Here is a 24303-nt window from a genome sequence, read left to right as displayed (position 1 = left end):
ATGAACCGGTCGCTCGCCGCCGCGGCGTTGCTCGCGCTGGCGGTCGCAGCGCTGGCGCCCTCGCCCGCACCGGCGCAACCAGTCGCAACGCAGGCCGCCGCCGCGCCGAGCGAACGCGTGCTGCGCGTGGGCGAGCGTCGCCTGCGGGTAATCGTCGAAAACCCGCCCAGCCGCGCGCGCGCCGAAGAGCTGCAGCGATGGCTGGCCGAATGCGCGCGCGCCCAGCTGACCGCGTTCGGCGCCTTCCCGTTGCGCGAGGCGACGGTGCGCATCCGCCTGGTGCCGCGCCGCGGCCGCGATCCCAGCCCGGTGCCGTGGGGCCAGACCCAGCGCGAGGACGGCGTGTCGGTGCTGCTGTACGTGCGCGAAGACGCGAGCGGCGACGAGCTGCGCGCGGACTGGACCGCGGTGCACGAACTGGCGCACCTGTTCCATCCCTTCCTCGGCGACGACGGCCGCTGGCTGGCCGAAGGCCTGGCGAGCTACTACCAGAACGTGCTGCGCGCGCGCGCCGGCCTGCTCGACGGCGAGGAGGCCTGGCGGCGCCTGGACGCGGGCTTCCGCCGCGGCCGCGCGGCCGGCGGCGATGCGCGCATGGACGAAATCGGCTGGAGCCGCGCCAGCACCATGCGCATCTACTGGGCCGGCGCGGCGTTCTGGCTGGACGCGGACCTGAGCCTGCGGCGCGAGCGCGGACGCAGTCTGGACGAGGTGCTGGCGGCGTACTCGCGCTGTTGCCTGCGCGAGGACAGCCGCAGCGCGCCGCAAGCCTTCATCGCCGCGCTCGACCGCGCCGGCGGCGGCGGGACGCTGGCGCGCGTGTACGCGCGGCATGCGGCGATGACCGGGTTTCCGTCGCTGGACGACGACTATGCGGCGCTCGGGATCGACGCCGGGGGCGAGGCGCTGCGGTTTTCGCAGGAGCCCGCGGCGGTGCGCTTGCGCGCGGCGATCATGGGGCCGCGGGCGGCGGTGGCGGTGCGGTCTTCGGCCGATGGCGACGGCGAATAGGCGGGGTTCGTCGTTGTCGCTTTGGCTCGGTCGCGGCTCGCGCCGCTCCTACAGTCTGGGACGAAACCGGACGCCGCCCCTGTAGGAGCGGCGCGAGCCGCGACCGCGAGACCGCGCCCGCGACGAAAGCCGCATCGCGAACCGGCGACGCCGGCCCGCGATGCAGGCGGGCCTCAATGCCCGTTCTTGGCCGCCTTGATCCCGGCGCTCATCAGCTTGTCGGTCCAGGCGATACCGACCGCCGACACGATGAACAGCAAGTGGATCAGCGCCTGCCACATCACCCCTTGCTCGGTGATGTCGGTGCAGCGCATCGCCTTGTCGAGGGTGCCGTTGGCGGTCATCGCCGCGACCGCGCGCGCCATCTCGTAGGCCTCCGGCGTGCCGCACAGCGGCAACCCGAGGCTGCCGGCGCCGATGAAGGTCTTCAGCAGGTGGATCGAGGAGATGCCGATGATCGCCATCGCCAGCTTGACCTTGAGCACGCTGGCGTTGACGTGGCTCAGCCACTCGGGCTGGTCGGGATGGCCTTCCAGGCGCAGGCGCGAGACGAAGGTCTCGTAGCCGCCGACGATCACCATCACCAGCAGGTTGGAGATCATCACCACGTCGATCAGGCCGAGCACGATCAGCATGATCGCCTGCTCGGTGAGGTTGGCCGCGTCGGTGATCAGGTGGATCAGTTCGCGCACGAACTGGAACACGTACACGCCCTGGGCCACGATCAGGCCCAGATAGAGCGGCAGCTGCAGCCAGCGCGAGCTGAAGATCAGGGCCGGCAGGGGATTGAGTCGGTTGATCTTGGGGTCGGTCATGCGGATCGATTGCGGTAGTAAAGGGAGCGGTTCCCGCGTAGCGGGGGGCCAAGAGTAGCCGGGCGACGGCGTCATCGCCATGGCAACGGCCGTCGCATTCAGGCGCGGCACGCGTCGCATGCGCGCTGGCACGCGCCTTTCCAGGCCCGCAACGGCCGCTCGCGCGGGGCCGCGCTTACACTGCCGGCTGCCGCGAAACCCGGTTTTCGCACGCCCGTCCACTCAGCGGAGTCCGTCCCCCATGATCGACCTGCACTACTGGCCCACCCCGAACGGCCACAAGATCACCCTGTTCCTGGAAGAAGCCGCCGACGCCGGCCGCCCCCAGGCCTATCGCATCGAGCCGGTCAACATCGGCGCCGGCGACCAGTTCAAGCCCGAATTCCTGGCCATTTCGCCCAACAACCGCATGCCGGCGATCGTCGACCATGCGCCGGCGGACGGCGGCGCGCCGATCAGCGTGTTCGAGTCCGGCGCGATCTTGCGGTATCTGGCGGAAAAGACCGGGCTGTTCGCGCCCGCCGACCTGCGCGGCCGGGTCGAGGTCGATGAATGGCTGTTCTGGCAGGTCGGCGGCTACGGCCCGATGCTGGGCCAGAACCACCACTTCAACCGCTACGCGCCGGAGAAGGTGCCCTACGCCATCGACCGCTACCAGCGCGAGACCGAACGCCTGTACGGCGTGCTCGACAAGCGCCTGGCCGGGCGCGAATTCGTCGCCGGCGAGGCCCTAAGCATCGCCGATTTCGCCTGCTATCCCTGGGCCCGCGAGCACGACTGGCACCACGTCGACCTGGCCCGCTACCCCGCGGTGCAGCGCTGGCACGACGCGCTTTCCGCACGCCCGGCCTTCCAGCGCGCCTACGAAATGGGCAAGGTATACCGCGCCGACAAGGCCATGACCGACGAGATGCGCAAGCACCTGTTCGGTACGCCGGGGTCGTCGGCGCCCCATCCGCAGTAACGCCAGCCGCCCCGCTGCCGGCCCCGCGCCGGCGGCGTTCGCCACGGACCGCCCAATTCGATGAACACACCCCGCCGCTTCGCTGCCTGCCTGCTCGCCATGTCGCTGACCGCCGCCACGCCCGCCCTCGCCGCTCCGCCCGCCGCCGCGCCGGCCGACGGCCGCCTGACCCTGGAAGCGCTGACCGGCGACGCGCCGTTGTCGGGGCCGAGCCTGCTCAAGCCCAAGGTGGCGCCGGACGGCAGCAAGGTGAGCTTCCTGCGCGGCAAGCCGCGCGACCGCAACCGCCTGGACCTGTGGGCCTACGACATCGCCAGCGGCAAGACCGCGCTGCTGGTGGATTCCGACGACGTGCTGCCCGGCGCGGAAGTGCTCAGCGACGCGGAGAAGGCGCGGCGCGAGCGCCAGCGCATCGCCGCGCTGTCGGGCATCGTCGATTACCAGTGGTCGCCCGACGGCAAGCGCCTGCTGTTCCCGCTCGGCGGCGAGCTGTACCTGTACGACCTGACCAAGACCGGCAAGGCCGCGGTGCGCCGGCTCACCCACGGCGAAGGCTTCGCCACCGATCCCAAGCTTTCGCCCAAGGGCGGCTACGTCAGCTTCGTGCGCGACCGCAATCTGTGGGTGATCGACCTGGCCGACGGCAAGGCGACCCAGCTCACCGCCGACGGCAGCGACACCATCGGCAACGGCGTCGCCGAGTTCGTCGCCGACGAGGAAATGGACCGCCACACCGGCTATTGGTGGGCGCCGGACGATTCGGCCATCGCCTACGCCCGCATCGACGAATCGCCGGTGCCGGTGCAGAAGCGCTACGAGGTCTATCCCGACCGCACCGACGTGGTCGAGCAGCGCTATCCGGCGGCGGGCGACCACAACGTGCGCGTGCAGCTGCGGGTGGCGTCGATCGGCGCCGGCCGCGGCGCGCCGCGCGAGATCGACCTGGGCAAGGAGCAGGACATCTACCTCGCCCGCGTCGACTGGCGCGACGCCGGACGCCTGACCTTCCAGCGCCAGTCGCGCGACCAGCACACGCTCGAACTGATCGAGACCGACCTGGCCAGCGGCCGGCAGCGCACGCTGCAGACCGAGACCAGCAAGACCTGGGTGCCGCTGCACGACGACCTGCGCTTCCTCGCCGACGGCCGCATCCTGTGGAACAGCGAGCGCAGCGGCTACGAACATCTCTACCTGCTGTCGGAAGACGGCGCCAAGGCGACCGCGCTGACCTCCGGCGACTGGCCGGTGGACAGCGTGCTCGCGGTCGACGAAGCCGCCGGCCAGGTGTATTTCGCCGCCGGCAAGGACCGCCCGACCGACGCCCAGATCTATCGCGTGCCGCTGGCCGGCGGCGCGATCGAGCGCCTGTCCAAGGACGACGGCATCCACGCCGCCAGCTTCGCCAAGAACGCCAGCGTCTACGTCGACAGCTGGTCGAACCCGACCACGCCGCCGCAGCTGGAGCTGATGCGCAACGACGGCAGCCGCATCGCCGCGCTGATCGCCAACGACCTGAGCGATCCCAAGCATCCCTACGCGCCCTACCTCAAGGCGCAGCGGCCGCTGGAGTTCGGCACGCTCAAGGCCGCCGACGGCAAGACCGAACTGCACTACAGCCTGATCAAGCCGACCGGCTTCGATCCGGCCAAACGCTATCCGGTGGTGGTCTACGTGTACGGCGGCCCGGCGGCGCAGTCGGTCAAGCGCGTCTGGGCGCCGGACTTCAACCAGTACCTGGCCCAGCAAGGCTTCGTGGTGTTCTCGCTCGACAACCGCGGCACCCCGCGCCGCGGCGCGGCGTTCGGCGGCGCGCTGTACCGCAAGCAGGGCACGGTCGAAATCGCCGACCAGCTCGAAGGTGTGAAGTGGCTGAAGTCGCAGCCGTGGGTGGACGGCGCCAAGATCGGCGTCTACGGCTGGTCCAACGGCGGCTACATGACCCTGATGATGCTGGCCAAGGCCAGCGACCAGTACGCCTGCGGCGCCGCCGGCGCGCCGGTCACCGACTGGGGCCTGTACGACAGCCACTACACCGAACGCTACATGGGCCTGCCCAAGAGCAACCCCGACGGCTACCGCGAAGGCCGCGTGCTCGAACACCTGGACGGGCTGACCTCGCGCCTGCTGCTGATCCACGGCATGGCCGACGACAACGTGCTGTTCACCAACTCCACCGTGCTGATGAGCGCGCTGCAGCAGCGCGGCCGCCCGTTCGAGCTGATGACCTACCCCGGCGCCAAGCACGGCCTGCGCGGGCGCGACAACCTGCACCGGCTGCGCCTGACCGAGGATTTCTTCGAGCGCTGCCTCAAGCGCTGAGCGCCCTGCCCCGCCACCGACCGACGACAAGGAACGCGACGCGATGGAAACCGAATACCGCAAACCCTGGGTGCAGCGGCATTGGGTGTTGATGCTGGTGCTGAGCTTCGTGGTGATGATGGCGCTGTCGCTGGCCATCGGCCTGGGCTCGCTCTACGCGTTGATGTCTTCGGTCAAGGACACCGCGCCCTATCGCGAGGCGATGGCGCGGGTGCGCGGCGACGCCGGCATGGTCCAGGCCCTGGGCGAGCCGATCCAGACCAAGTGGATCCCGCTGGGCGTGGTCGAGCAGCGCGAGCAGGGCCGGGCCGCGTTCGTGGTGTTCCTGCGCGGCCCGCGCGGCGAAGGCAGCGTCGACGTGCAGGGCGGCTTCGAAAGCGGCACCTGGCATTACCAGCGCCTGCAGGGCGAAGCCTTCGGCCCGCCGCGCGAGCGCTTCGACCTGCGCAGCGCCGCCGACCACTGAGCCGCGCGGCGCCGGCCCCGGGGCCGCGCGCATGACCTTCGGCGCTTGGCCGCGCGCGGCCGCCGGCCGATGCTGGCCAACGCAGCGCGTCAGCCGCCGCTTTTCCTTTCCGCACTTCCGACAAGGGTCGCCGCCATGAAACCGCTCGTTCTCGCTATCGCCCTGGCGCTGTGCGCCCCCGCCCTCGCCGCCGCGGCGGACGCCGCACCCGCCGCGGCCCAGGCCGCCAAGCCGGTTCCGGCCTGGGTCAACCAAAGCAACGAGTACACCCAGATCCTGATCAAGGCCCAGGCCGATTTCTCGCCCGAGGGCTTCTCCTTCTTCGGCATCCCGGGCTACGACGACAAGGTCAGCGACCTGCGTCCGGGCGTGACCGAGCGCTACCGCGCGGCGATGGGCAAGGCGCGCGCGCAGTTGCAGGAGAAGCTCGAACTCGAGCGCGATCCCAACGTGCGCCAGGACCTACAGATCCTGCTCGGCGCGATCGACCAGAGCGTGCAAGGCAGCGAACTCAACGAGAAGCTGATGCTGCCGTGGTTCGACGCGCCGCAGACGGTGTTCTCGGGCATGAACGCGCTGCTGTCCGACCAGACCCCGCCGGCGCGCCGGGCCAAGGCGTTGGCGCGCCTGCAGGCCTACGTCGGCCAGGCGCCGGGCAGCCAGCCGCTGACCGCGCTGGCGCGCCAGCGCTACGAGGAGCGGCTGAGCAATCCGGCGCTGTTGCAGCCGACCAAGCTCGAGGTCGAGCAGGCGCTGGCCAACGTCGAGACCTACGCCGCCGGCATCCGCAAGCTGTTCGTCAAGTACAAGATCTCCGGTGCCGACAAGGCGCTCGCGGCGATGGAAACGCAGCTGCGCGAATACGGCCAATGGACCCGCGAGCAGGTGCTGCCGAAGGCGCGCGCCGACGCGCGCCTGCCGGCGGAGCTGTACGCGTTCCAGCTCAAGCAGTTCGGCATCGACGTCGATCCGCAGCTGCTGATGCAGCGCGCCCAGGTCGAGTTCATGGAGACGCGCGCGGCGATGCGCCAGCTGGCGCCGCTGGTGGCCCAGGCCAAGGGCCTGAAGGTCGCCGATCCGCACGACTACGTCGCGGTGATCCGCGCGCTCAAGGCCGACACCATCCCCAACGACCAGCTCGAAGGCCGCTACCGCAAGGTCATCGACGCGATCGACCCGATCATCCGCAAGGAGAAGATCGTCGACGTGCCGCAGCGGCCGATGGTGATGCGCCTGGGCAGCGAGGCCGAATCGGCGGCGCAGCCGGCGCCGCACTTCCTGCCGGCGCCGCTGGTCGGCAACACCGGCCAGCAGGGCCAGTTCGTGCTGCCGGTGGCGGTGCCCAGCGCCGGCGGCAAGGCGTTGCACTACGACGACTTCAACTACGAATCGGCGGCGTGGACGCTGTCGGCGCACGAGGGCCGGCCGGGCCACGAACTGCAGTTCACCGCGATGGTCGAGCGCGGCATCTCGCTGGCGCGCACGATGTTCGCCTTCAACTCGGTCAACGTCGAAGGCTGGGCGCTGTACGCCGAAGCCGAGATGGTGCCGTACGAGCCGCTGGACGGGCAGCTGATCGCGCTGCAGTTCCGCCTGCTGCGCGCGGCGCGCGCGATCCTCGACCCGATGCTCAACCTCGGCCTGACCGACCGCGCCAGCGCGGCCAAGATCCTCGGCGAACAGGTCGGTTTTTCCGAAGCGATGACCAAGCAGGAGCTGGACCGCTACATGTTCAACGCGCCGGGCCAGGCCGGCAGCTACTTCTACGGTTACAGCCGCATCCTGGAACTGCGCATGCAGACCGAGCTGGCGCTGGGCGACAAGTTCGACCGCCTGGGCTTCAACAACTTCCTGCTCGACCAGGGCCTGCTGCCGCCGTCGCTGCTGGCCAAGGCGGTGCAGGAGGACTACGTGCCGCAGCGCAAGGGCAAGTGACGCGCGCGGCTTCGGCCGCGGGATGAACGAAGGCCGCGGCCATTGCCGCGGCCTTTTTCGTTGCCGGTTTGCCGCGCCGTGCGGCGTCTCTTGTCGCGAAACCGCGTTCCGACGAAATCCGGAACCCACAATGTGTTGCTGTTGTTGCGGTTGCCTTTGCTCGCCGCCCAATCCGATGCGAATTTCTCGTAGCCCCGAAGGGCGCGCGCATGGATGCGCGCGTGCGCCATGGGGCAGGATGCCCCTTATGGCGCAGCCCCGCGCCGGGTGCTGGACCTAGTGGCTTTTGACTTAAAACAAGCGTTTTTCTTTGGCTGGCGGAGTCAATGTCCAAGTGCATCACCCTGCGCCCGCGGGTTTTTGAGTTCCTCATAGAGCACCTCGACGGGCGAGCGCCTGCCCAGGCTACGACGGGGGCGGTTGTTCATTTCCCACGCCACCTCTTTGAGGCGCTGCGCAGAATGCACCGACAGATCGGTGCCCTTGGGAAAGTATTGCCGCAACAAGCCGTTGGTGTTTTCGCAGGTTCCGCGTTGCCACGGGCTATGGGGGTCGGCGAAGTAGATCGCTAAACCAGTGCGTTCGCTCAACTGCCGATGCGATGCCATTTCCTTGCCCTGGTCGTAGGTCAAGGTCTTCTTCAAACTTTCCGGCACACCTTCGAACGCCGAGCTGAAGGCCTCCAGCACCGTGTGCGCGGTCGCGTCGGCGAGCTTGACCAGCTTGACGTACAAGGTGCGGCGGCAGACCAATACCCCAATCGCCGAGCGATTGTGCGCGCCCACGATCAGGTCGCCCTCCCAATGCCCCGGCATCAGGCGCTCATGCGCGGCCGGCGGCCGCAGGCGGATGTTGGGTAGATCCGGCAGATGGCCGCGGGCGTCGCTTCCCTGGCGCGTGCGGCGGCCGGATTTGCGCCCTTGCCGCAGCAGACGGGTCACCTGGCGGCGCAATTCGCCGCGCGGCATCGCATAAATCGCGGTATAGATCGTTTCGTGCGACACGCGCAGCCAGGGCCGGTCCGGGTACAGATCCCGCAGTTTGTCGGCAATCTGTTGCGGCGACCAGCACCGTTCCAGCCAATAGCGCACGCGTCGCCACAGCACGGTGTCGCGTCGCAGCTTGCGGCGCACCCGCGCCCGTCGCCGCAGTCGCTGGGCCCGCCGGCCCGCCCGAGTCGCATCGTAGCCAGGATCGAAACGGGGGCGTCCGCGCAGCGGCGGCCCCGAATGGGACCGAAACCCATTACGGCGCAACTCGCGAGCGATGGTGCTTTGCGCACGACCCAACGTCTGCGCGATTTGCCGTCCGCTCGCCCCTTGGGCGATCAAGACCATGATGGCCCCGCGCTCTTCTGCGCTCAGATGCGAATACTGCTGACCCATTCACAGTGCCTCACTGAGGTGATGCACTTGAGGTTAGAGACCAGCGCTACTTTCTTTTGTCGCGCTGACAAAAGAAAGTAGCTCGACCGCTTGCGGGCGAAAGCTCTTGATGGTGGCTTGTCGTCGCGCGACACATTGGTAACGGTGAGAGCAGCAGCAACGTCAAAATGGGTTCCGGCTTTCACCGGAATGACGGACGTGGGGTTGCGTATCCGACTGCAGGAGCGGCGCGAACCGCGACCGCGACAACGCAACCACGCCGTAACTTTCGCTGCAGGCGCGATGTCGCGGTCGCGGCTTGCGCCGCTCCTACAGGGGGCGTGCCGCGGTGGGCGCTGCTTTTTCGTGTACCTACGGGTGAAGACAAGCGAACATCAAGGGCTTCCGTCCGCAAGCGGCCGGGTCACTTTCTTTGTCTTAAGCCACAAAGAAAGTAACCAAAGAAAAGGCCTTATCTTTTTCGGATCAAGAGCCACTATGGCTCGAAAGGGGCGCAGGGCCGCGCCATAAGGGGCATCCTGCCCCATGGCGCGCGTGCGCATCCATGCGCACGCCCTCCGGGGCTGCGGGACGACTGCATCAGGCTCGGGGGCGAGCACGAGCAACGGCAACGGCAACGGCAAAATGGATTCCGGCTTTCGCCGGAATGACGGAGTTGCGCGCTGCCGGCGCGCGCGTGTTGGCGCGACACGCCGCGCCCGAAGCCCCTGTAGGAGCGGCGCAAGCCGCGACCGCGAAACTGCGACTACGACGAACACCCGACGCACACGCCGCCCCCGCCGCGCGCCGCCCTCCCGCCTCAATACACCAACGACCACTGCATCGTATGCAGCGCGAACACGAACCACACCACCGCCACGCAGGCCGCCGCGATCGCCAGCGCGCAGGCGCGGCGCACGCGGTGCGCCGGCGGGCGCAGGGCCTGGCGCGCGTTGAGGATCGACACCGCCGCCACCGCCACGCTCAACAGTCCCAGCAGCTGCGCCATGCGCAGGCCCGAGTCGAGCTGGCCGTCGAACAGCCGCGGCGATAGTTCGATGCGTCCGAACATCCACGCCCACAGCGCCAGCAGCAGCAGGTTCGCGATCAGGCCGAAGAAGGTCAGCAAACGCAGGTCGCGCCCGCGTCCGTCGAGCTTGAGTTGACGCTGCGTGTGCCGGCGCACCAGCACCGCCGCCGGCCATAGCAACAGCGCCAGCACGTGCACCGCCACGGTCGCGTAGAACAGCGGCAGCATCCAGCCGGCCGAACGCCACGCCGGCACCGGCTGCAGCCACATCGCCGGCGGCGCGTCGTCGGTGCCGATGGCGACGATCTTGCCGTCCACGCGCTTGGCCGCCAGGCGGCTGTCGCCGTCGACTTCCTGCCACACGTAAGGCTCGATCTCGCGCCAGCGCTTGATCCGCCCGTCGCGCGCGCGCAGGGTCGAGACCGAAACCGTGTCGTCGTCGTTCAACGAAACCACCGCGCTGCCGAGCAGGCGCGCGATGGCGAGGAAGTTGCTCGCCGACTGGCGGCTGTTCTCGTAACGCCCGACCAGCTGCTTGCCGTGCAGGCGCGCGGTCAGCCGCGTCGCCGGCGGCGCGCCGCGCTCGGGGTAGTAGCGCTTGAGCAAGCCGTCGATCAGGTCGCGATGCAGCGCGCGCCCGGCCTTGCCGGGGCCGTCCACCGACACGAACACGCCCAGCCTCTTGTCCGGCAGCAACGCCAGGCTGCTCTGGAAGGCCTCGGTCGCGCCGCCGTGGCCGAGCGCGGTCAGGCCGTGCTTGTCGCGGCGGAAGAAGCCCAGAGTCATCGCGTCGAGCCCGGCGATCGGCCGCACCGCCACCCGCTGCATCGCCTGCGCGGTGTAGGGCTTGAGGATCTCGGCGCCGCGGAACCGGCCCTGGTCGAGCTGGGCGATCATGAAATTAGCCATGTCGCGGCCGGTGGTGGACAGCGCGCCGGCCGGCGCGGCGTTGACCAGTTCGAACGGGATCGGCGCGGCGCCGGGCTCGGCGTAGCCGAGCGCGACGTCGCCGGCCAGGCCCTTGGGCAGCGGCTGGCGGAAGGTCGAACGGCGCATGTCCAGCGGCATCAGCACGCGCTGCTCGATGTAGTCGTTGAACGGCTGGCGGGCGACGCGCTCGACGATGTAGCCGGCCAGGGCCACGCCGTAGTTGGAATACGCCGGCACCTGCCCGGGCGGATAGATGCGCTCGGGCTGCACCGTCTCCAGGTAGGCGCGCAGCGGGCGCAGGCGCGAAGGGTCGGCGGCGAACAGGTGCTTGGCCGATTCTTCGAAACCGGCGCTGTGGGTCATCAGGTGGCGCAGGGTCAGCGGCTGGCCCTGGTAATCGCGGATGCGGAAGTCGAGGTAGTCGTTGACGTCGGTGTCGAGGTCGAGCTTGCCCTGTTCGACCAACTGCATCACCGCGGTCCAGGTGAACAGCTTGGAGATCGAACCGGGGCGGATCACCGTGCGCGCGGCGTCCATCGGCCGGCCCTTGGCGCGATCGGCGTAGCCGTAGCCCTTGGCCAGGATCACCTGGCCGTCCTTGACCACCACGACCACCGCGCCGGCCAGGCCGCCGCGGGCCAGGGCGCTGGGCACCAGTCCGTCGGCATAGGCCTCGACGTCGACCGAGACCAGCGCCGGGGTCGGCGCCAGGCCGCTGCTGGCGTCGGCGTCGAGCAGGATCTCGCCCCCGCCGTCGTCGACGCCGGGCTCGGCCGGCAACGGCGCCACCGCGACCGGCGCAGGCGGCGGCAACGCCACCGGCTTGGGCGCGATGGCGACCGGCGCGGGTATGGGCGCGGGCACAGGTGCAGGCACGGGCACGGGCACGGGCGTGGGTGCGGGCGGCGGCGCGGCGGGCTTGGGCGCGGGCGGCGGCAACGGCCGCAGCGGGATCGCCTGGGTGTCGTCGCCGACGCCGCCTTCGGCCAGCGGCGAGGCCTGGCGGATCACCCCGCCCGACAGCGGCGCGACATACGGCGCCGACCCGGGCGGGCGCTGCAGCGCCGGCGGGTCGACGATCACGCGCGAGGGCGGCGGCGCGGTGGTCGCCGCGCGCACGGCGGCCGAGGGGCCGCGCGGCGGCTCGGGCGCTCGCCGCGCTGGCGCGGAAGCGGCCGGTGCGGGATGCGACGCGGCCGGTGCCGAGGCCGCCGCGGCGGGACGCGGCGCAGCCTGGGCGGGGGCCGTCGAGGTGGGGCGCGACGCGGCAGGTGCAGGAACGGTGGTTGCGCGCGGCGTTGCCGCCGGCGCAGGCGCGGCGTTACGCGGCGCCGGGGTGGCGGCGGGACGGTTCGACGCTGCGCTGCCGGAGGACGGCGCGGACGTCGAAGTCGCGGGCGGTGCGGACGCGGCGGCCGGCGTACGCGGCGGCGTCGCCGTACGCAGCGAACCGGAGGCGGGCGCGGGCGTCGGCGCGGGCGGGCGCGGTGTCGGGGACGTCGGCGCGGACGTCGAAGTCGCGGGCGGCGCGGCCGCGGCGGCCGGCGTGCGCGGCGGTGTCGAAGTGCGCAACGAACCGGAAGCGGGCGCGGGCGTCGGCGCGGGCGGGCGCGGCGTCGAAGTCGCGGGCGGTGCGGGCGTCGCGCCCGTGCGCGCCGGGGGCGACGCGGCCGTGGCGGGCGCGGGACGACGGGTTTCGGCGGCGGCGGCGGGCGCGATCGGCACGGCCACGGGCGCCGGCGCGGACAACGCGCCCGACGGGGTCGCGGCAGGCGGCGGCGCGGCCGCGGGCGACGGCGTCAGCGGCACCGCCGTGGTCGTGGCCGGAAACGCGGCGGCGCCGGAGGCGCGAGGCGCGGCGGCAGGCTCGGCGGCGGCCGGACGCGCTTCCGCGGGCCGCGTCGCAGCCGGCCGCGACGCGGCCTGATCGGCCTCGGCCGCCGCACCCGGCTCCGGCGAAGCCGGCGGCTGCGCCGCCACCGCCAACGCCCAGCACAGTCCCACCGACGCACTCGCGCGCCACGCCCAGCCCCAGACCTTCCCACTCATCCCTAAAACCCCCTCTCGCCCGGGGCGTCGCCCCGGCACATCCGTCATCGCGACCGCGCGCCGGCGTCGGGGCCGACGGCAGCCCGGCAGTGTACGCGCCCGCAGCGACGCATCGGCGGCGGCGCCCGGCTGGCCCGCCCCGCGCGAACGCGCCGCCTGAAGGCCCCGAGCCGCGGCCACTCCTGCCCCGCCCCTGCCAGCCCCGCCTGAGCCCCAGGCCGAGTCCAGCCGCTCAAACCCCTGACCTCCAGCTCAAGTCCCGCACCCCACACCCCGCACCCGATTTTCAAAACGACCAACCCCGTTTCACAATCCGCACAATCGCTTGACCGCCACGCTTGGCAAGCCTCCGCCCCGCGCCCTAGAGTCGCGTGTGCCCCTTTCCGGCCCCGTCCATGCCCGCCAAGCGCAGCAAGACCGTCATCGTCGCCGCGCCCGCCGCCGCTCCCAATCCCGGCGTCGCCCTGCGCGCCCTGCGCCGCCAGCGCGGTTGGACCCTGGCCGAGATCGGCGCGCGCACCGGGCTGCCGATCTCCACCTTGTCCAAGATCGAGAACGGCAAGATGTCGCTGAGCTTCGACAAGCTCACCCGCATCGCCCAGGGCCTGGAAGTCGACATCGGCGAGTTGTTCTCGAACCAGCCGCCGGCCGGCAACGACGCCTTCAGCGGACGCCGCAGCATCACCCGCGCCGGCGAGGGCTATGCGATCCGCACAGAGAACTACGATCACCTCTATCCGGCTTCGGAACTGCTCAACAAGCGCCTGGTGCCGATCATCGCCGAGGTCCGCGCGCGCAGTCTGGACGAGTTCGGCGAACTGATCCGGCACAGCGGCGAAGAGTTCGCGATGGTGCTGGAAGGCGCGATCGAACTGCACACCGAGCTGTACGCGCCGGCGCGACTCGAGACCGGCGACTCGATCTATTTCGACAGCGCCATGGGCCACGCCTACATCGCCGCCGCGCCGGGCCGCTGCCGGGTGCTGGCGGTATGTTCGGGCGGCGAGGCGCACCTGCGCGAAGCGATGGCGCGGCAGGACGGCGCGCGCCAGGACGCCGCCCGCTACGAGCCGCCGCGCCCGTCGCGCGCGCGGCGCGAGGACGGCTGAGCGCGGCGCGCGCCGGCGCCTGCCACAAAACTTCGCGCAAGAGACGGCCCGCGCAAGGCCGATACGCTGCATCCGGCTGATCGCAGTCACACAAGCCGCAGGCAGCGATCACGGCGCCGAGTTTTCGCCGGACGAAAGTTTTTCGCCGCGCCGCGCCGGATCGTGCCGCGCCGGATCGTGCCGCGCCGGACCGGGCCGCCGCGGACCGCTCAGCCGCGCAGCCGGCGCAACGCGCGGCATTCGTCGAGCCAGGCCAACAGCGCCGCCGCGGCGCGGCGCTCGCCGGCGCGGCCGCGCAGCAGTTCGCGCACCGGCACCGGCGCGCCCGGGTCCAGCCGCGCCAGCAGCGCGCGCTCGGCCGCGGCCTCGCCGTCCACGCGCAGGCCGTGGCCGTGCGCGGCGAAGCGCCAGCCGCCGGGCTCGCGCCGGCGCAGCACGGTATCGATCAAGGCCGCCCGCGCGTCCGCCGCGAACGCGCGCGCCGGCGCGCGCGCCGGCGGCGGTTCGAAGCCGCCGGCCGACAGGCGCTGCAGCGACACCGCGCGCACCCGCGTGCGCAGCGCCGCCGGCGCCGCCATCGCCCGCGCGCTGTCCAGCGCCGCGCGCAAGGCCGGCGGCAAGGCCTCGGCGAGCACGCCGTCGGCGCCGATCCGCGCCGGCGCCAGCACTGCGAGATCGGCCGGCAACGCGGCGCGCAGCAGCTGCGCGGCCGGATCGATCTGCGCGTCGGCGCGGCCGAGATCGACCATCAGGTCTTCCAGTTCGTACACCGGCCGGTGCTCGTGCCGCGGCACGCCGAGGTTGACGCTGGTGCAGACGCCGCCGTCGACGCTCTCGCCGACGTGGTAGTAGTCGGCCGGCCAATACAGCACGTCGCCGGGCTCGGCCTCGACCAGGAACGAGCTGTGCAGATGGGCGCGGTAATCGGGCAGGGTCGAGATCGCCTCGCGCCACGGCTTGCGCGTCCAAAAGCGCATGCGCTTGCGCCCCTGCACCGGCACCATGAAGGTGGCGAAGCGGTCGCGGTGCACGCCGACCGGGGTGGATTCGTAATTGCCGTGGAACAGGGTGGTGATCGCGCCGGTGACCGGCAACCCGGCCTCGCGCCACAGCGGCGCGAAGAACGCGCGCTCGCTGCGCCACAGCGGCCAGCGGTAGCTGTGGAACGCGCTGATCACCAGCGCGTAGCGGCGCTCGCCGAGCGCGGCCAGCATGCGCTGGCGATAGCCGTCCAGCGACGCGTCCTCGCACCGCGGCATCCACGGCGCGGGGTCGAGTTGCTGCAAACGGCCGAGCGTGAGCACGGTGTTGTCGGGCTCTTCCGGCAGCCGCCGGCGGCTACGCGCCGCCGCGGCCACGGCGCTGCGGAACACTTCGTCGAGGGCGAACGGCCGGCCGTGGGCGACGCCCTTGAACAGCACCGGGCGACGGTCCCAGTCTTGCGCGACGAACGCCGGCCAATCGAGCGTCTCGCGCAGGCGCGGGCTGCGGCGCGGGTCGGATGCGCTCATGCGTCCTCCTCATCGCCGCGGCGGCGCAGGCCGCGCAACTCGTACAAGCGCTGCAGCACGGCGACCAGATCGGGATCGACGCCGCGGCCGGATTCGTGCCCGGACTCGCGCGCGCACAACGCCGACACGCGCGCCGCTTCGCCGCTGCGCAACTGCGCCAGCAGGCGATCCAGGCGCGGGTGATCGGGCATGGCGAAGCTGTGGCCGGCCACCGCCCAGCGCCAACCCGCGTCTTCGCGCAGGCGCAGCAGCGGATTGCGCGGATCGCATTCGACCTCGTCGCCGGCGCGCAGGCGCGACGGCGCGCGCGGCACCGGCACCGGTTCCAGCGCGCCGGCGCTGACGCGTTCCAGCCAGCCGGCGCGCACGCTGCGTTCCAGTTCGCCGGCCGCCACCGCCGTGCGCATCGCCGCGGCGACCCGCGCCAGCGGCGCCAGCGCGGTCGCGCCGCGCTGCGCGCGCGGCGGCGGGAAGTCGAGCATCGCCACGCGTTCGTCGGCGCCGAGTTCGGCGTCGACGCTGTCGGCCAACGCATCCTTGGCCGCGATCATCGCGTCGCCGCCGCGCACCGGCACGCGCAGGGCCAGGCCGAGGCAACCGCCTTCGTCGCCGAGTTCGTGCCAGTGCCGGCCCGGCCAACACAACGCCTCGCCGGGCCGCGCGCGCAGACTTTGCGCCGGCGCGCGCCCGGGCGCGGGCCGCGTCCGCCACGAACGCAGCGCGCACGCGCCCAGCAGCGGCAGCTGGATCAGGACGTGGCGCGGCGCCAGGCGCAGGCCCAGCGTGGCCGCGTCGGCGTCGCCGATCCACAGGCTCGCCTCGACCGGCAGCGCCGGCAGGCCCAGGCGCGCGAACAGCGGCGCCAGCAGCGCGCGCGTGCGCGCCCACAGCGGGTAGTCCAGGAACAGCGGATGCGCGACGCGCAACTGGAAGCGCGCGCCGTCGAGGCGTTCGCGCAGCCGTTGCAGATAGCGTTGCGGATCGTCGCGGTCCTCGGCGCCGGGCAGCAGGTCGCCGGGCGCGCGCAGTTGCGCGCCGTCGCGATAGAAACGCACGTCCGGCAGCGCCATGAAGCGGGTGCCGGCGCGGAACGGTTCGGCCGCGCGCGCGATCAGCGCGAACGCGCGCTGCGGCGGCAACGGCGGCGCGCCGGCGCCGGGCGCCAGCGCGGCGCGGCGGTCCCAGTGCGGCCACAGCGGCGACCAGTCCACGTCGGGCGTGTCGTCCTGGCTCGGCGGATCGTCCGGACGCGGCGAGGCGCTCATGCCGGCGCCGCCTCGAACGCGCTGCGCACGCGCCGCGCGTAATCGGCCAGCGGCTCCAGCCCCATCGCCCGGCGCCGCGCGTCGACCTGCGCCGGCTGCTCGATCGGACACGGCTCCAGCGCCGCGCCGCGGCGGCGGAACTTGGTGCCGAAGCGCTGCTTGCGGCCGCGCTGCACGCGCAGCGCGTCGGTGAGGTAGGCCAGCTCGCGCAGGCTCATGTCGCCGTCGCGGGCGGCGCGTTCGACCAGGCGCAGGCAGCGGTCCTGGAACGCGCGCGGCCCGTCGGCATGCTGCAACAGCCGGCACGCGGCCGCGGCGGCGTCCGCGCCGACCAGGGCCCGGCCGGGCCAGCCGTGGCGCGCGACCACGCGCTGCAGCCAGTCCATCGCCGCGTCCACGCGTTCGCGCAGTTGCGCGTCCAGCGCGGCGTCGGCGAAGCCACTGGCGGTCCACGGCGCGCGCAGCGCCGCGTCGATGCGGTCGATGCGCAGCAGGCGCTCGGCGATCCGCGCGGGGTCGTCGAGCGCATCGTCCTCGACCGGATCGCCGTCGCTCGCCGGCGTCGCGGACAGCGCCTCGATCCGCAAGTGCATCGATTCGCCTTCCCAGCGATAGATCAGACGCCGGTCCTGCGCCGGCCAATCGAACGCGGCCTCGCCGTCGCGCGCGCCCCACCAGCGCAGGCGCACGCCCAGGCGCGCGTCGCCGCGTTCGCCGCACACCGGCAGCCGCGCCGCCGGGTCGGCCAGCGCGTGCGCGACCGCGTCGCGCAGCGCCACGCACAGGTCCAGCGGCGCGAACTCGGGCCCGGCCAGCAACTCCGGCGCCGGATTCATCGGCGGCCGTTGCGGCCCGCGCAACGGCACGCGTTGCAGCCGCGACTGCGGCGGCGGCGACAGCGCCAACAGCGGCGCATCGGCGCGCAACTGGCGGAAGAAATACGGCACGTCGCCGCGCGCGAGCTGGCGGCGTTCGGCGGCGTTGAACGGTCGCGCCGACGCGGCGTCTTCGACCGCGCCCTGGTCGAACGCGCCGGCGTCGAGCGCGGCCAGGTAATCCGCGGTCGGCCGCAGCAATACCCGCGTGCAGCCCCCGCGCAGCGCGCGGCGCAGTTCGTCGGCGACGCGCTCGTTGTTCAAGTGCAGCAGCATCCAGGCATCGAACATGCCGCGCAGGAAGCCCGGCAGGTAGGCCGCGTAGCCGACCGCGCCGGCGCGGTCGCGCACCAGCGTGCGCGAGGCGCGGCGACGCCACGGCCGCCGGTTCGCGCACAGCCGCCAGCCGCCGGCCTCGATCGGCGCGCCGGCCGGCGCTGCGCCTTCGCCCGCGCGCAGCCGCGCGCGATCGTCTTCGCGCAGCCACACCAGCGCCGGCCCTTCGCTCTGCGCCGGGCCGGCGCGTTCCAGCCCGGGCGCGTAACTGCCTTCGTCGCGCTCGCCGACGACCAGGCCGGTGTCCTCCAGCCGCCGCACCGGGAACAGGCAGATTTCCAGGTCCACCGGGATCAGCACGGTCTCGCCGTCGCGCTCGCCGGCCAGCACGTTGCCCGGGCCGAGATCGACCAGGCCGAAACCGAAGCACGCCGCGGCCAGATTGCCGGCGCGGCGCCACAGCCGCGCGGCCGCGCGCGGCGCCAGTACGGTGGCGCGCTCGTGCTCGCCGCGGTCGGCGCCGCGGATGCGGCGGTAACCGGGCGGCGGTTCGATCCATTCCTGCCACAGATAGCGGCCGCGATCGCGCGCGCGCGGCGCGCCGTGGAATGCGTCCAGGGTCGGCAACCGCACCGGGCCGGCCGCGGCCGGCAGGGCGTTGATCGCGGCGAACACGCCGGCGCGTTCGCGCGCGGCCAGGAACGCGATCTCGGCGTCGGCCGGGCGCGGCTTGTAGGCCAGCGCGCCGCCGCGCTCGAATTCGACCCGCAGCACGCGCTGGCGGCCGTTGTGGGTTTCCTCCGGATGCGCCCACAGCGCGACCGCCGCGCCGCTGCGGCCGTGGGCGCCGAGCGCGCCGGCCTCGCCGTCGCGGCGCAGCCGGCGCAGGAACAGTTCGAGAAAGCGCCGGTGGCTGTCGCGCAGCGCCTGCAGCCGCGCGTGCAGGCGCGTGCGCCGCGGCGCCAGGCAGTGGCGCAGCGCCTGCACCACCACCGGCGCGTGCAGGTCGCCGTTGTCCAGCGCCAGCGCGGCCGGCGCCACCCGCGCCGCGTGGCGGCGCGCGAGCGCGGCGCAATCGCGCTCCAGCGCGGCCAGGAATACGCGCCAGGCGCGCAGGCGCGGATCGGCCAGCCACTCGCGCAGGCGCGCGGCATCGGCGGCGCCGCGCCACGCGCGTGCGGGTTCGAGCAAACCGCCCGCGCCCAGGCGCGCGCGCGGCGGCCACCACCACGCGTCGCCGCCGCGCTCCAGCGCGGACAGCCAGCGTTGCAGCAAGGCGCCGGCCTCGTCGCGCTGCGGGCGCGAGGCGGTGCGGGTCGGCGAAGGGGGCGGAACGGAGCGGGCGGACGTCATCGCGCGGCGCGGCGGCATCTCATCGTGGAGCGCGCGGCGGCGTACGTGGACGGCGGCGGCGGGCGGCGGCCGCGACGCACGCGTCCTCGCCGCGCGGCGGCGCAGAAACGACGGCCGGCGCGCGGCCGGCCGTCGTCGGGTGCGGCGATCGGCGTCAGAGGATGCAGTAGATGCGGATGCAGGTGGACGCGCGATAGGCGGCCTGGGCCGGCGCCTGCTTGCGCACTTCGCCCAGCTTCAGCGCGGCGTTGGCCGGCTTGGCGGCGGGCTTCACGGTGGCGGCTTGCTTCTTCATGGGTCGGTTCTCCTACGGTGGCGAGGCCGCGGCGACGGCCGCGGCGGGGGAACGTTGCGCGGGACGCGCCCGCGCGCAGCTCACGGGCGACGACTCAGACGCAGTAGATGAAACGCGAGCACGAGCGCGGCGCGAACTGCTGGCCCTGGCCCTGGGTCTTCTTCTGCTGCTGGCCGGGCGCCAGCTTCGGCGACGGCGCGGCGGACTTGGCATTGGCGGTCTTCATACGGCTCTCCTTGACGTGATGTCGTCGCGGAACGCGTGGGTCCCGGACGTTGATGGCCTGAAGCAGGCGCGGGCTCCGCCGACCGTCGCCGCGCGATCGCGCGCGACGGCCCGGAGGCGTTCCGACTCTAGCCCAGGCTCACGCTTTCGCCTCCCACAGGCACCAGAAGCGTGAGCAGGTTCTCAGCCGAACGTGAACGTCGAGACGTCGCGCGGTCGCGCATGGCGGCCGCGGGAGCGCGGAAAACAGCGGGTTTTCGCCGCTTGCGCGCGGCGCGGGCGCATTGCCGGCGGATGTGCGATTGCAGCACGCCGCGGCAGCGCCGCGATCGATGAACGATTCAGCCGCGTCGCGTCAACTGACCCGCGCGAGCATGCGCCGGTTGCCGATCAGGCGCGCCCAGCGCGCGCCCACATCGCTCAGGCAGACATACGCCGCCTCGCCGGCCAGCCGCACCAGCATGCGCGCGTCCAGGCGCAGGCGCGGTTCGGCCGCGCACAGTTCGAAGTCGTAGCCGAGCCGGCGCGCGAACCAGGCGCAGCGCGCCAGGTGATAGCGGCTGCTGAGCAAGGTCACCCGCGAACGCATGCCTTCGCCGAGCAGTTCGCGCGCGTTGCGCAGGTTCTGCAGGGTGTCGCGCGATTGGTTTTCCAGCCGCAGCGGCGCGTCGCTGGCCAGGCCGCGCGCGAGCAAGCCCAGGCGGGCCAGTTCGGCTTCGCTGGTTTCGTCCGCGGCGCCGCCGCCGAGCAGCACCACGCTGCGCGGCGGACGCTCGCGCCACAGCGACACCGCGCGATCCAGGCGCGCCTCGAAATCGCGGTCGAGGCGTCCGCCGGGCGCGTGCTTGCCGAACAGCAGCACGCATTCGCCGCGTTCGGGCCGGCACGGCGCGTTGCGCGCGACCCGCAGCACGTGGACGAAATAGCCCAGATAGACCAGGCCGGCGCTGAGCGCGCACGCGGTCGCGGTCACCGCCGCGACCTGCAGGATGTCGCGGTCGCCGAACAGGGACAGGCGGTGGGCGGTGCGGGTGGTCAAGGCGGGCGCGCGGGATCGCAAGTCGGGCGGCCGCGGAGCGCGGCGCGGGCGCCATGATACTCGCGGCGGCCGGGGTTCGCGGGCGCCGGGCGGAGCGCGTCGGGCCTGAAGGCCCTCCCACAAAAGCCAAGGTCCTCCTGCAAGGGCCACGGCTCTTCTACCCAAAGCCGAGGCCTTCCCACAAACGCGCTGCGAACGCCGCCCTGCCCCGTGCGACGGGACGACCTTCAGACCCGGCGCCGTTCGCTCCGCTGGCGGGAGGACCTTCAGGCCCGATGCTGTCCACTCCGATCGCAGGAGCAGCTTCCGGCGCGACGCTTTCCGCTCCGGTGGCGGCAGGGCCTTTCGCTCTCGTCGTGGGAGGGCCTTCAGGCCCGACGCGTTCCACTACGGTCGCCGCGCGCCCCGGCTGGCTATACTTTCGCCGTCTCCATCCCAGCCGACCGCCCGCCGCAGTGACGCCCGCCGCTCCACCGATGCCGCCGCTGGCGATCCGCGCCTACACCGCGACCACCGCCCTGGGCCGCGGCCTGGACGCCCAGGCGCGGGCCTTGCGCGAGCGCCGCGGCGGGCTGCGCCGCAACGATTTCCCGACCACGGCGCCGCAGCAGGCGCCGCTGGACTGTTGGATCGGCCGCGTCGACGGCCTGGAAGACGCGCCGCTGCCGGCGCACCTGGCCGTCTGGGAATGCCGCAACAACCGCCTGGCCTGGCTGAGCCTGCAGCACGACGGCGTCGTCGAAGCCGCCGCCGCGCTCGCCGCGCGCTACGGCGCCGAACGCGTCGCGGTGATCGTCGGCACCTCCACCGCCAGCATCGGCGCGACCGAGGAAGCCTATGCCGGCTTGCGCGGCGATCCGCCGCGGTTTCCGCCGTCGCTGTCGCGCGCGCACCTGCACACGCCGCATTCGCCCGGCGCCTTCGTCGCCGCGGCCACCGGCCTGCGCGGGCCCTGCGTCACCGTCGCCACCGCGTGCTCGTCCAGCGCCAAGGTGTTCGCCCAGGCCGCGCGCCTGATCGGCGCCGGGCTCGCCGACGCGGCCCTGGTCGGCGGCGTCGACACGCTGTGCGGCAGCGTGCTGTTCGGCTTCAATTCGCTGCAGCTGGTGTCGCCCGACCCGTGCCTGCCGTTCGACGCCCACCGCACCGGCCTGTCGCTCGGCGAAGCCGGCGGCTTCGCGGTGCTGGAGCGTTGCGGCGCGGACGAGGCCGGATTGCAGCTGCGCGGCTACGGCGAATCCAGCGACGCCCACCACATGTCCACGCCGCACCCGCAGGGCCTGGGCGCGCGCCTGGCGATGGCCGACGCGCTCGCGCGCGCCGGCGTCGAGCCCGCCGAGATCGGTTATCTGAACCTGCACGGCACCGCCACGCCGGCCAACGACCAGGTCGAGGCGCTGGCGGTCGCGTCCTTGTTCCCGCCGCAGCTGCACGCGTCCTCGACCAAGGGCTGGACCGGCCACACGCTCGGCGCCGCCGGCATCGTCGAATCCGCTTTCGCCCTGCTCGCGCTGGAATCGGGCGAGCTGCCGGGCACCCTCAACAGCCGCGAGCCCGATCCGGGCAACGGCCCGCAGATCCGTTTCGACAATGCGCGCGCGCCGATCCGTTACGCCATGAACAATTCCTTCGGCTTCGGCGGCAACAACTGCTCGCTGGTGTTCGCGCGCGCATGAGCGCCGCCTCCCACTCCGCCGGCGCGCGCCCCGCCGCCGCGCTCGCCGCCGCGATCGAAGGCGTCGGCTATTGGAGCCGCGGCCTGCCCGACTGGAACGCCGCGCGCGCCTACGCGCTCGGCGGCGAAGCGGCGCCGGACGCGCCGGCGCGGCCGTCGCCGCAACTGCTGCCGGCCAACGAACGCCGGCGCGCGCCGGAGACGGTGGCGGTGGCGCTGGACGTGGCCGCGGCCGCCTGCGCCGCGGCCGGACGCGATCCGGCCGCGCTGTCGTCGGTGTTCGCCTCCAGCCACGGCGACATGGCGATCACCGACTACATGTGCGCGACCCTGGCCGCCGATCCGCGCGCGATCTCGCCGACCCGCTTCCACAACTCGGTGCACAACGCCGCCGCCGGCTACTGGACCATCGGCGTCGGCGCGATGCGCCCGGCCACCGCGCTGAGCGCGCTGGAGGCGAGCTTCGCCCAAGGGCTGATCGATGCGCTGGCGCAATTGGCGGCCGGCGAAGCGGCGGTGCTGCTGGCCGGCTACGACGGCGCCGGCTACGGCCCGCTCGGCGCGGCGGCGCCGAGCGAAGGCCTGCTCGGCGCGGCGCTGGTGCTCAGCCGCGCGCCGCGCGCCGGCGCGCCGCGCCTGCACGCCTGGCTCGGCGATCCGCCCGCCGCGCCCGCCGCCCCGGGCCGCCTGCTGCAGCGCGACGCCGGCAACGCCAGTGCGCCGATGCTGCCTTTGTTCGATGCGCTGGCGACCGGCGCCGTCCCTCGCATCGCCCTGCCCGCCGGCAGCGGCCGCGGCCTGTGGCTGGAACTGGACCATGACTGACACGTCTTCGCGCACGCGCGTGCCGGTGCTGGCGCCGGCCCCGCGCACCGAGCGCGCGCGCCTGCACCGCGACAACGTCGCCGTGGTGATCCCCGCGCTCAACGAAGCGCTGCGCATCCGCGAAGTGGTCGAAGGCGCGCTGGCGCAATGCGCGCTGGTGATCGTGATCGACGACGGCTCCGACGACGGCACCGGCGAGCGCATCGCCGACCTGCCGGCGGTGCTGCTGCGCCATCCGCGGCGCCAGGGCAAGGGCGCGAGCCTGCGCGACGGCTTCGCCGAAGCGCTGCGCCGCGGCGCGGCGGCGGTGCTGACCATGGACGGCGACGGCCAGCACGCGGCCGCCGACATCGCCCGCCTGATCGACAGCGGCAACCGCCATCCCGGCCATATCGTGATCGGCGCGCGCCTGCGCAAGCGCGCGGCGCAGCCCACCTACCGCCGGCTGGCCAATAATTTCGGCGACTGGGGCGTAGCCTGGGGCACCGGCTACCAGGTCGCCGACAGCCAGAGCGGGCAGCGCCTGTACCCGGCCGAGGTGGCCGCGCTGGAGCGGGTGCCGGGCGAGGACTTCGTGTTCGAAGCGCAGATCCTGATGTCGGCCGCGCAGCGGCTGGGCACGCGCTGCGTCTCGGTGCCGATCGAATCGCGCTACAACGCCGACGGCGAGCAGGCCTACCGCGCCAGCCACTTCAAGCCGCTGCGCGATTTCAGCCGGATCACCTCGCACATCGTGCTGCAGTGCCTGCGGCGCGGGCGGGTGCCGGAGGTGTACCGCAGCATCCGCGCCAATCCGCCGCTGATCGACGATCCCAGCGGCGAATTCGCCGGCGCGCCGCGGCGCGAAGCGTCGACCGGGCCGCGCTGAGGCTTGCGGGCGTTGTCCGGCGAGCGGACACAAGAGCATCGGGCCTGAAGGCCCTCCCACAAAAGCGCGAATGCCTCGGGCCTGAAGGTCCTCCCGCAAAAGCC

The 24303-nt window shown here is 72.9% G+C and carries 20 protein-coding genes; 11 read left to right on the top strand and 9 right to left on the bottom strand.

All coding sequences use genetic code 11. The features are described from left to right. On the top strand, nucleotides 1-1011 hold the full coding sequence (locus tag JHW41_RS01770; protein ID WP_250448810.1) for a hypothetical protein: 1011 nt from the start codon (nucleotides 1-3) through the stop codon (nucleotides 1009-1011). A gap of 173 nt (nucleotides 1012-1184) precedes the next feature. Here the strand turns inward: JHW41_RS01770 and JHW41_RS01765 are convergent, their stop codons facing one another. After that, nucleotides 1185-1826 carry a TIGR00645 family protein gene (locus JHW41_RS01765; protein WP_057949437.1) on the bottom strand — a complete coding sequence of 214 codons (642 nt, stop codon included), beginning with the start codon at nucleotides 1824-1826 and terminating at the stop codon, nucleotides 1185-1187. 241 nt (nucleotides 1827-2067) lie between these two features. Here JHW41_RS01765 and JHW41_RS01760 point away from each other — a divergent pair, with 241 nt between their 5' ends. The 4 genes from JHW41_RS01760 to JHW41_RS01745 all read left to right on the top strand — a co-directional run bounded on the left by JHW41_RS01760 (nucleotide 2068) and on the right by JHW41_RS01745 (nucleotide 7510). Further along, the gene (locus JHW41_RS01760; protein WP_250448809.1) at nucleotides 2068-2790 is read left to right on the top strand and encodes a glutathione binding-like protein; all 723 of its coding nucleotides are present in this window, start codon (nucleotides 2068-2070) and stop codon (nucleotides 2788-2790) included. 99 nt (nucleotides 2791-2889) lie between these two features. Beyond that, entirely contained in the window at nucleotides 2890-5109 is a 2220-nt protein-coding gene (locus tag JHW41_RS01755) for a S9 family peptidase (protein ID WP_078996408.1), read from the top strand. Between the two features lie 43 nt (nucleotides 5110-5152). After that, complete coding sequence (locus JHW41_RS01750) at nucleotides 5153-5575, top strand: cytochrome c oxidase assembly factor Coa1 family protein (RefSeq protein ID WP_057949440.1); 423 nt, start codon at nucleotides 5153-5155, stop codon at nucleotides 5573-5575. A 135-nt stretch (nucleotides 5576-5710) separates the two neighbouring features. After that, nucleotides 5711-7510 (top strand): DUF885 domain-containing protein, encoded by a 1800-nt coding sequence (locus JHW41_RS01745; protein ID WP_078996409.1) that lies wholly within the window; start codon nucleotides 5711-5713, stop codon nucleotides 7508-7510. A gap of 323 nt (nucleotides 7511-7833) precedes the next feature. Here JHW41_RS01745 and JHW41_RS01740 read toward each other — a convergent pair whose 3' ends face one another. Beyond that, nucleotides 7834-8895: an IS30 family transposase gene (locus tag JHW41_RS01740; RefSeq protein ID WP_057945874.1), complete on the bottom strand. Its 1062-nt coding sequence runs from the start codon at nucleotides 8893-8895 to the stop codon at nucleotides 7834-7836. A gap of 799 nt (nucleotides 8896-9694) precedes the next feature. After that, complete coding sequence (locus JHW41_RS01735; RefSeq protein WP_250448808.1) at nucleotides 9695-11698, bottom strand: serine hydrolase domain-containing protein; 2004 nt, start codon at nucleotides 11696-11698, stop codon at nucleotides 9695-9697. Here JHW41_RS01735 and JHW41_RS01730 point away from each other — a divergent pair. Further along, on the top strand, nucleotides 11667-12761 hold the full coding sequence (locus JHW41_RS01730) for a hypothetical protein (RefSeq protein WP_250448807.1): 1095 nt from the start codon (nucleotides 11667-11669) through the stop codon (nucleotides 12759-12761). The two genes, JHW41_RS01735 and JHW41_RS01730, sit on opposite strands and share 32 nt — an antisense overlap. Before the next feature lie 517 nt (nucleotides 12762-13278). Continuing rightward, on the top strand, nucleotides 13279-13992 hold the full coding sequence (locus JHW41_RS01725; protein WP_078997177.1) for a helix-turn-helix domain-containing protein: 714 nt from the start codon (nucleotides 13279-13281) through the stop codon (nucleotides 13990-13992). A 209-nt stretch (nucleotides 13993-14201) separates the two neighbouring features. Here JHW41_RS01725 and JHW41_RS01720 read toward each other — a convergent pair whose 3' ends face one another. The 6 genes from JHW41_RS01720 to JHW41_RS01700 form a co-directional block, all read right to left on the bottom strand. Next, complete coding sequence (locus tag JHW41_RS01720) at nucleotides 14202-15503, bottom strand: cupin domain-containing protein (RefSeq protein WP_250448806.1); 1302 nt, start codon at nucleotides 15501-15503, stop codon at nucleotides 14202-14204. Then, nucleotides 15500-16768 (bottom strand): hypothetical protein, encoded by a 1269-nt coding sequence (locus JHW41_RS01715; RefSeq protein ID WP_250448805.1) that lies wholly within the window; start codon nucleotides 16766-16768, stop codon nucleotides 15500-15502. The genes JHW41_RS01720 and JHW41_RS01715 overlap by 4 nt, the downstream gene beginning before the upstream one ends. Next, complete coding sequence (locus JHW41_RS01710) at nucleotides 16765-19272, bottom strand: DUF6624 domain-containing protein (protein WP_250448804.1); 2508 nt, start codon at nucleotides 19270-19272, stop codon at nucleotides 16765-16767. The genes JHW41_RS01715 and JHW41_RS01710 overlap by 4 nt, the downstream gene beginning before the upstream one ends. Before the next feature lie 154 nt (nucleotides 19273-19426). Then, on the bottom strand, nucleotides 19427-19567 hold the full coding sequence (locus JHW41_RS01705; protein ID WP_157490453.1) for a hypothetical protein: 141 nt from the start codon (nucleotides 19565-19567) through the stop codon (nucleotides 19427-19429). 94 nt (nucleotides 19568-19661) lie between these two features. Further along, a complete protein-coding gene (locus JHW41_RS25925; protein WP_256375635.1) occupies nucleotides 19662-19793 on the bottom strand; it encodes a hypothetical protein in 132 nt (43 codons plus the stop codon). A gap of 354 nt (nucleotides 19794-20147) precedes the next feature. Further along, a complete protein-coding gene (locus JHW41_RS01700; protein WP_057949449.1) occupies nucleotides 20148-20831 on the bottom strand; it encodes a YdcF family protein in 684 nt (227 codons plus the stop codon). A 476-nt stretch (nucleotides 20832-21307) separates the two neighbouring features. Here JHW41_RS01700 and JHW41_RS01695 point away from each other — a divergent pair, with 476 nt between their 5' ends. From JHW41_RS01695 to JHW41_RS26175, 4 genes are read left to right on the top strand one after another with little or no spacing between them, the layout of a single operon-like run. Further along, nucleotides 21308-22507 (top strand): beta-ketoacyl-[acyl-carrier-protein] synthase family protein, encoded by a 1200-nt coding sequence (locus tag JHW41_RS01695; RefSeq protein WP_250451348.1) that lies wholly within the window; start codon nucleotides 21308-21310, stop codon nucleotides 22505-22507. Then, on the top strand, nucleotides 22504-23331 hold the full coding sequence (locus tag JHW41_RS01690; protein WP_250448803.1) for a beta-ketoacyl synthase chain length factor: 828 nt from the start codon (nucleotides 22504-22506) through the stop codon (nucleotides 23329-23331). The genes JHW41_RS01695 and JHW41_RS01690 overlap by 4 nt, the downstream gene beginning before the upstream one ends. Then, entirely contained in the window at nucleotides 23324-24199 is an 876-nt protein-coding gene (locus JHW41_RS01685) for a glycosyltransferase family 2 protein (RefSeq protein ID WP_250448802.1), read from the top strand. Before JHW41_RS01690 ends, JHW41_RS01685 begins: the two co-directional genes overlap by 8 nt. Next, entirely contained in the window at nucleotides 24141-24284 is a 144-nt protein-coding gene (locus JHW41_RS26175) for a DUF6053 domain-containing protein (RefSeq protein WP_428995611.1), read from the top strand. The genes JHW41_RS01685 and JHW41_RS26175 overlap by 59 nt, the downstream gene beginning before the upstream one ends. Nucleotides 24285-24303: the final 19 nt, after the last annotated feature.

Source organism: Lysobacter enzymogenes (assembly GCF_023617245.1).
GTDB classification, from domain to species: domain Bacteria; phylum Pseudomonadota; class Gammaproteobacteria; order Xanthomonadales; family Xanthomonadaceae; genus Lysobacter; species Lysobacter yananisis.
Note: the sequence above shows the minus strand (reverse complement) of the source record. Positions and strands in the feature narration are given on the sequence as shown.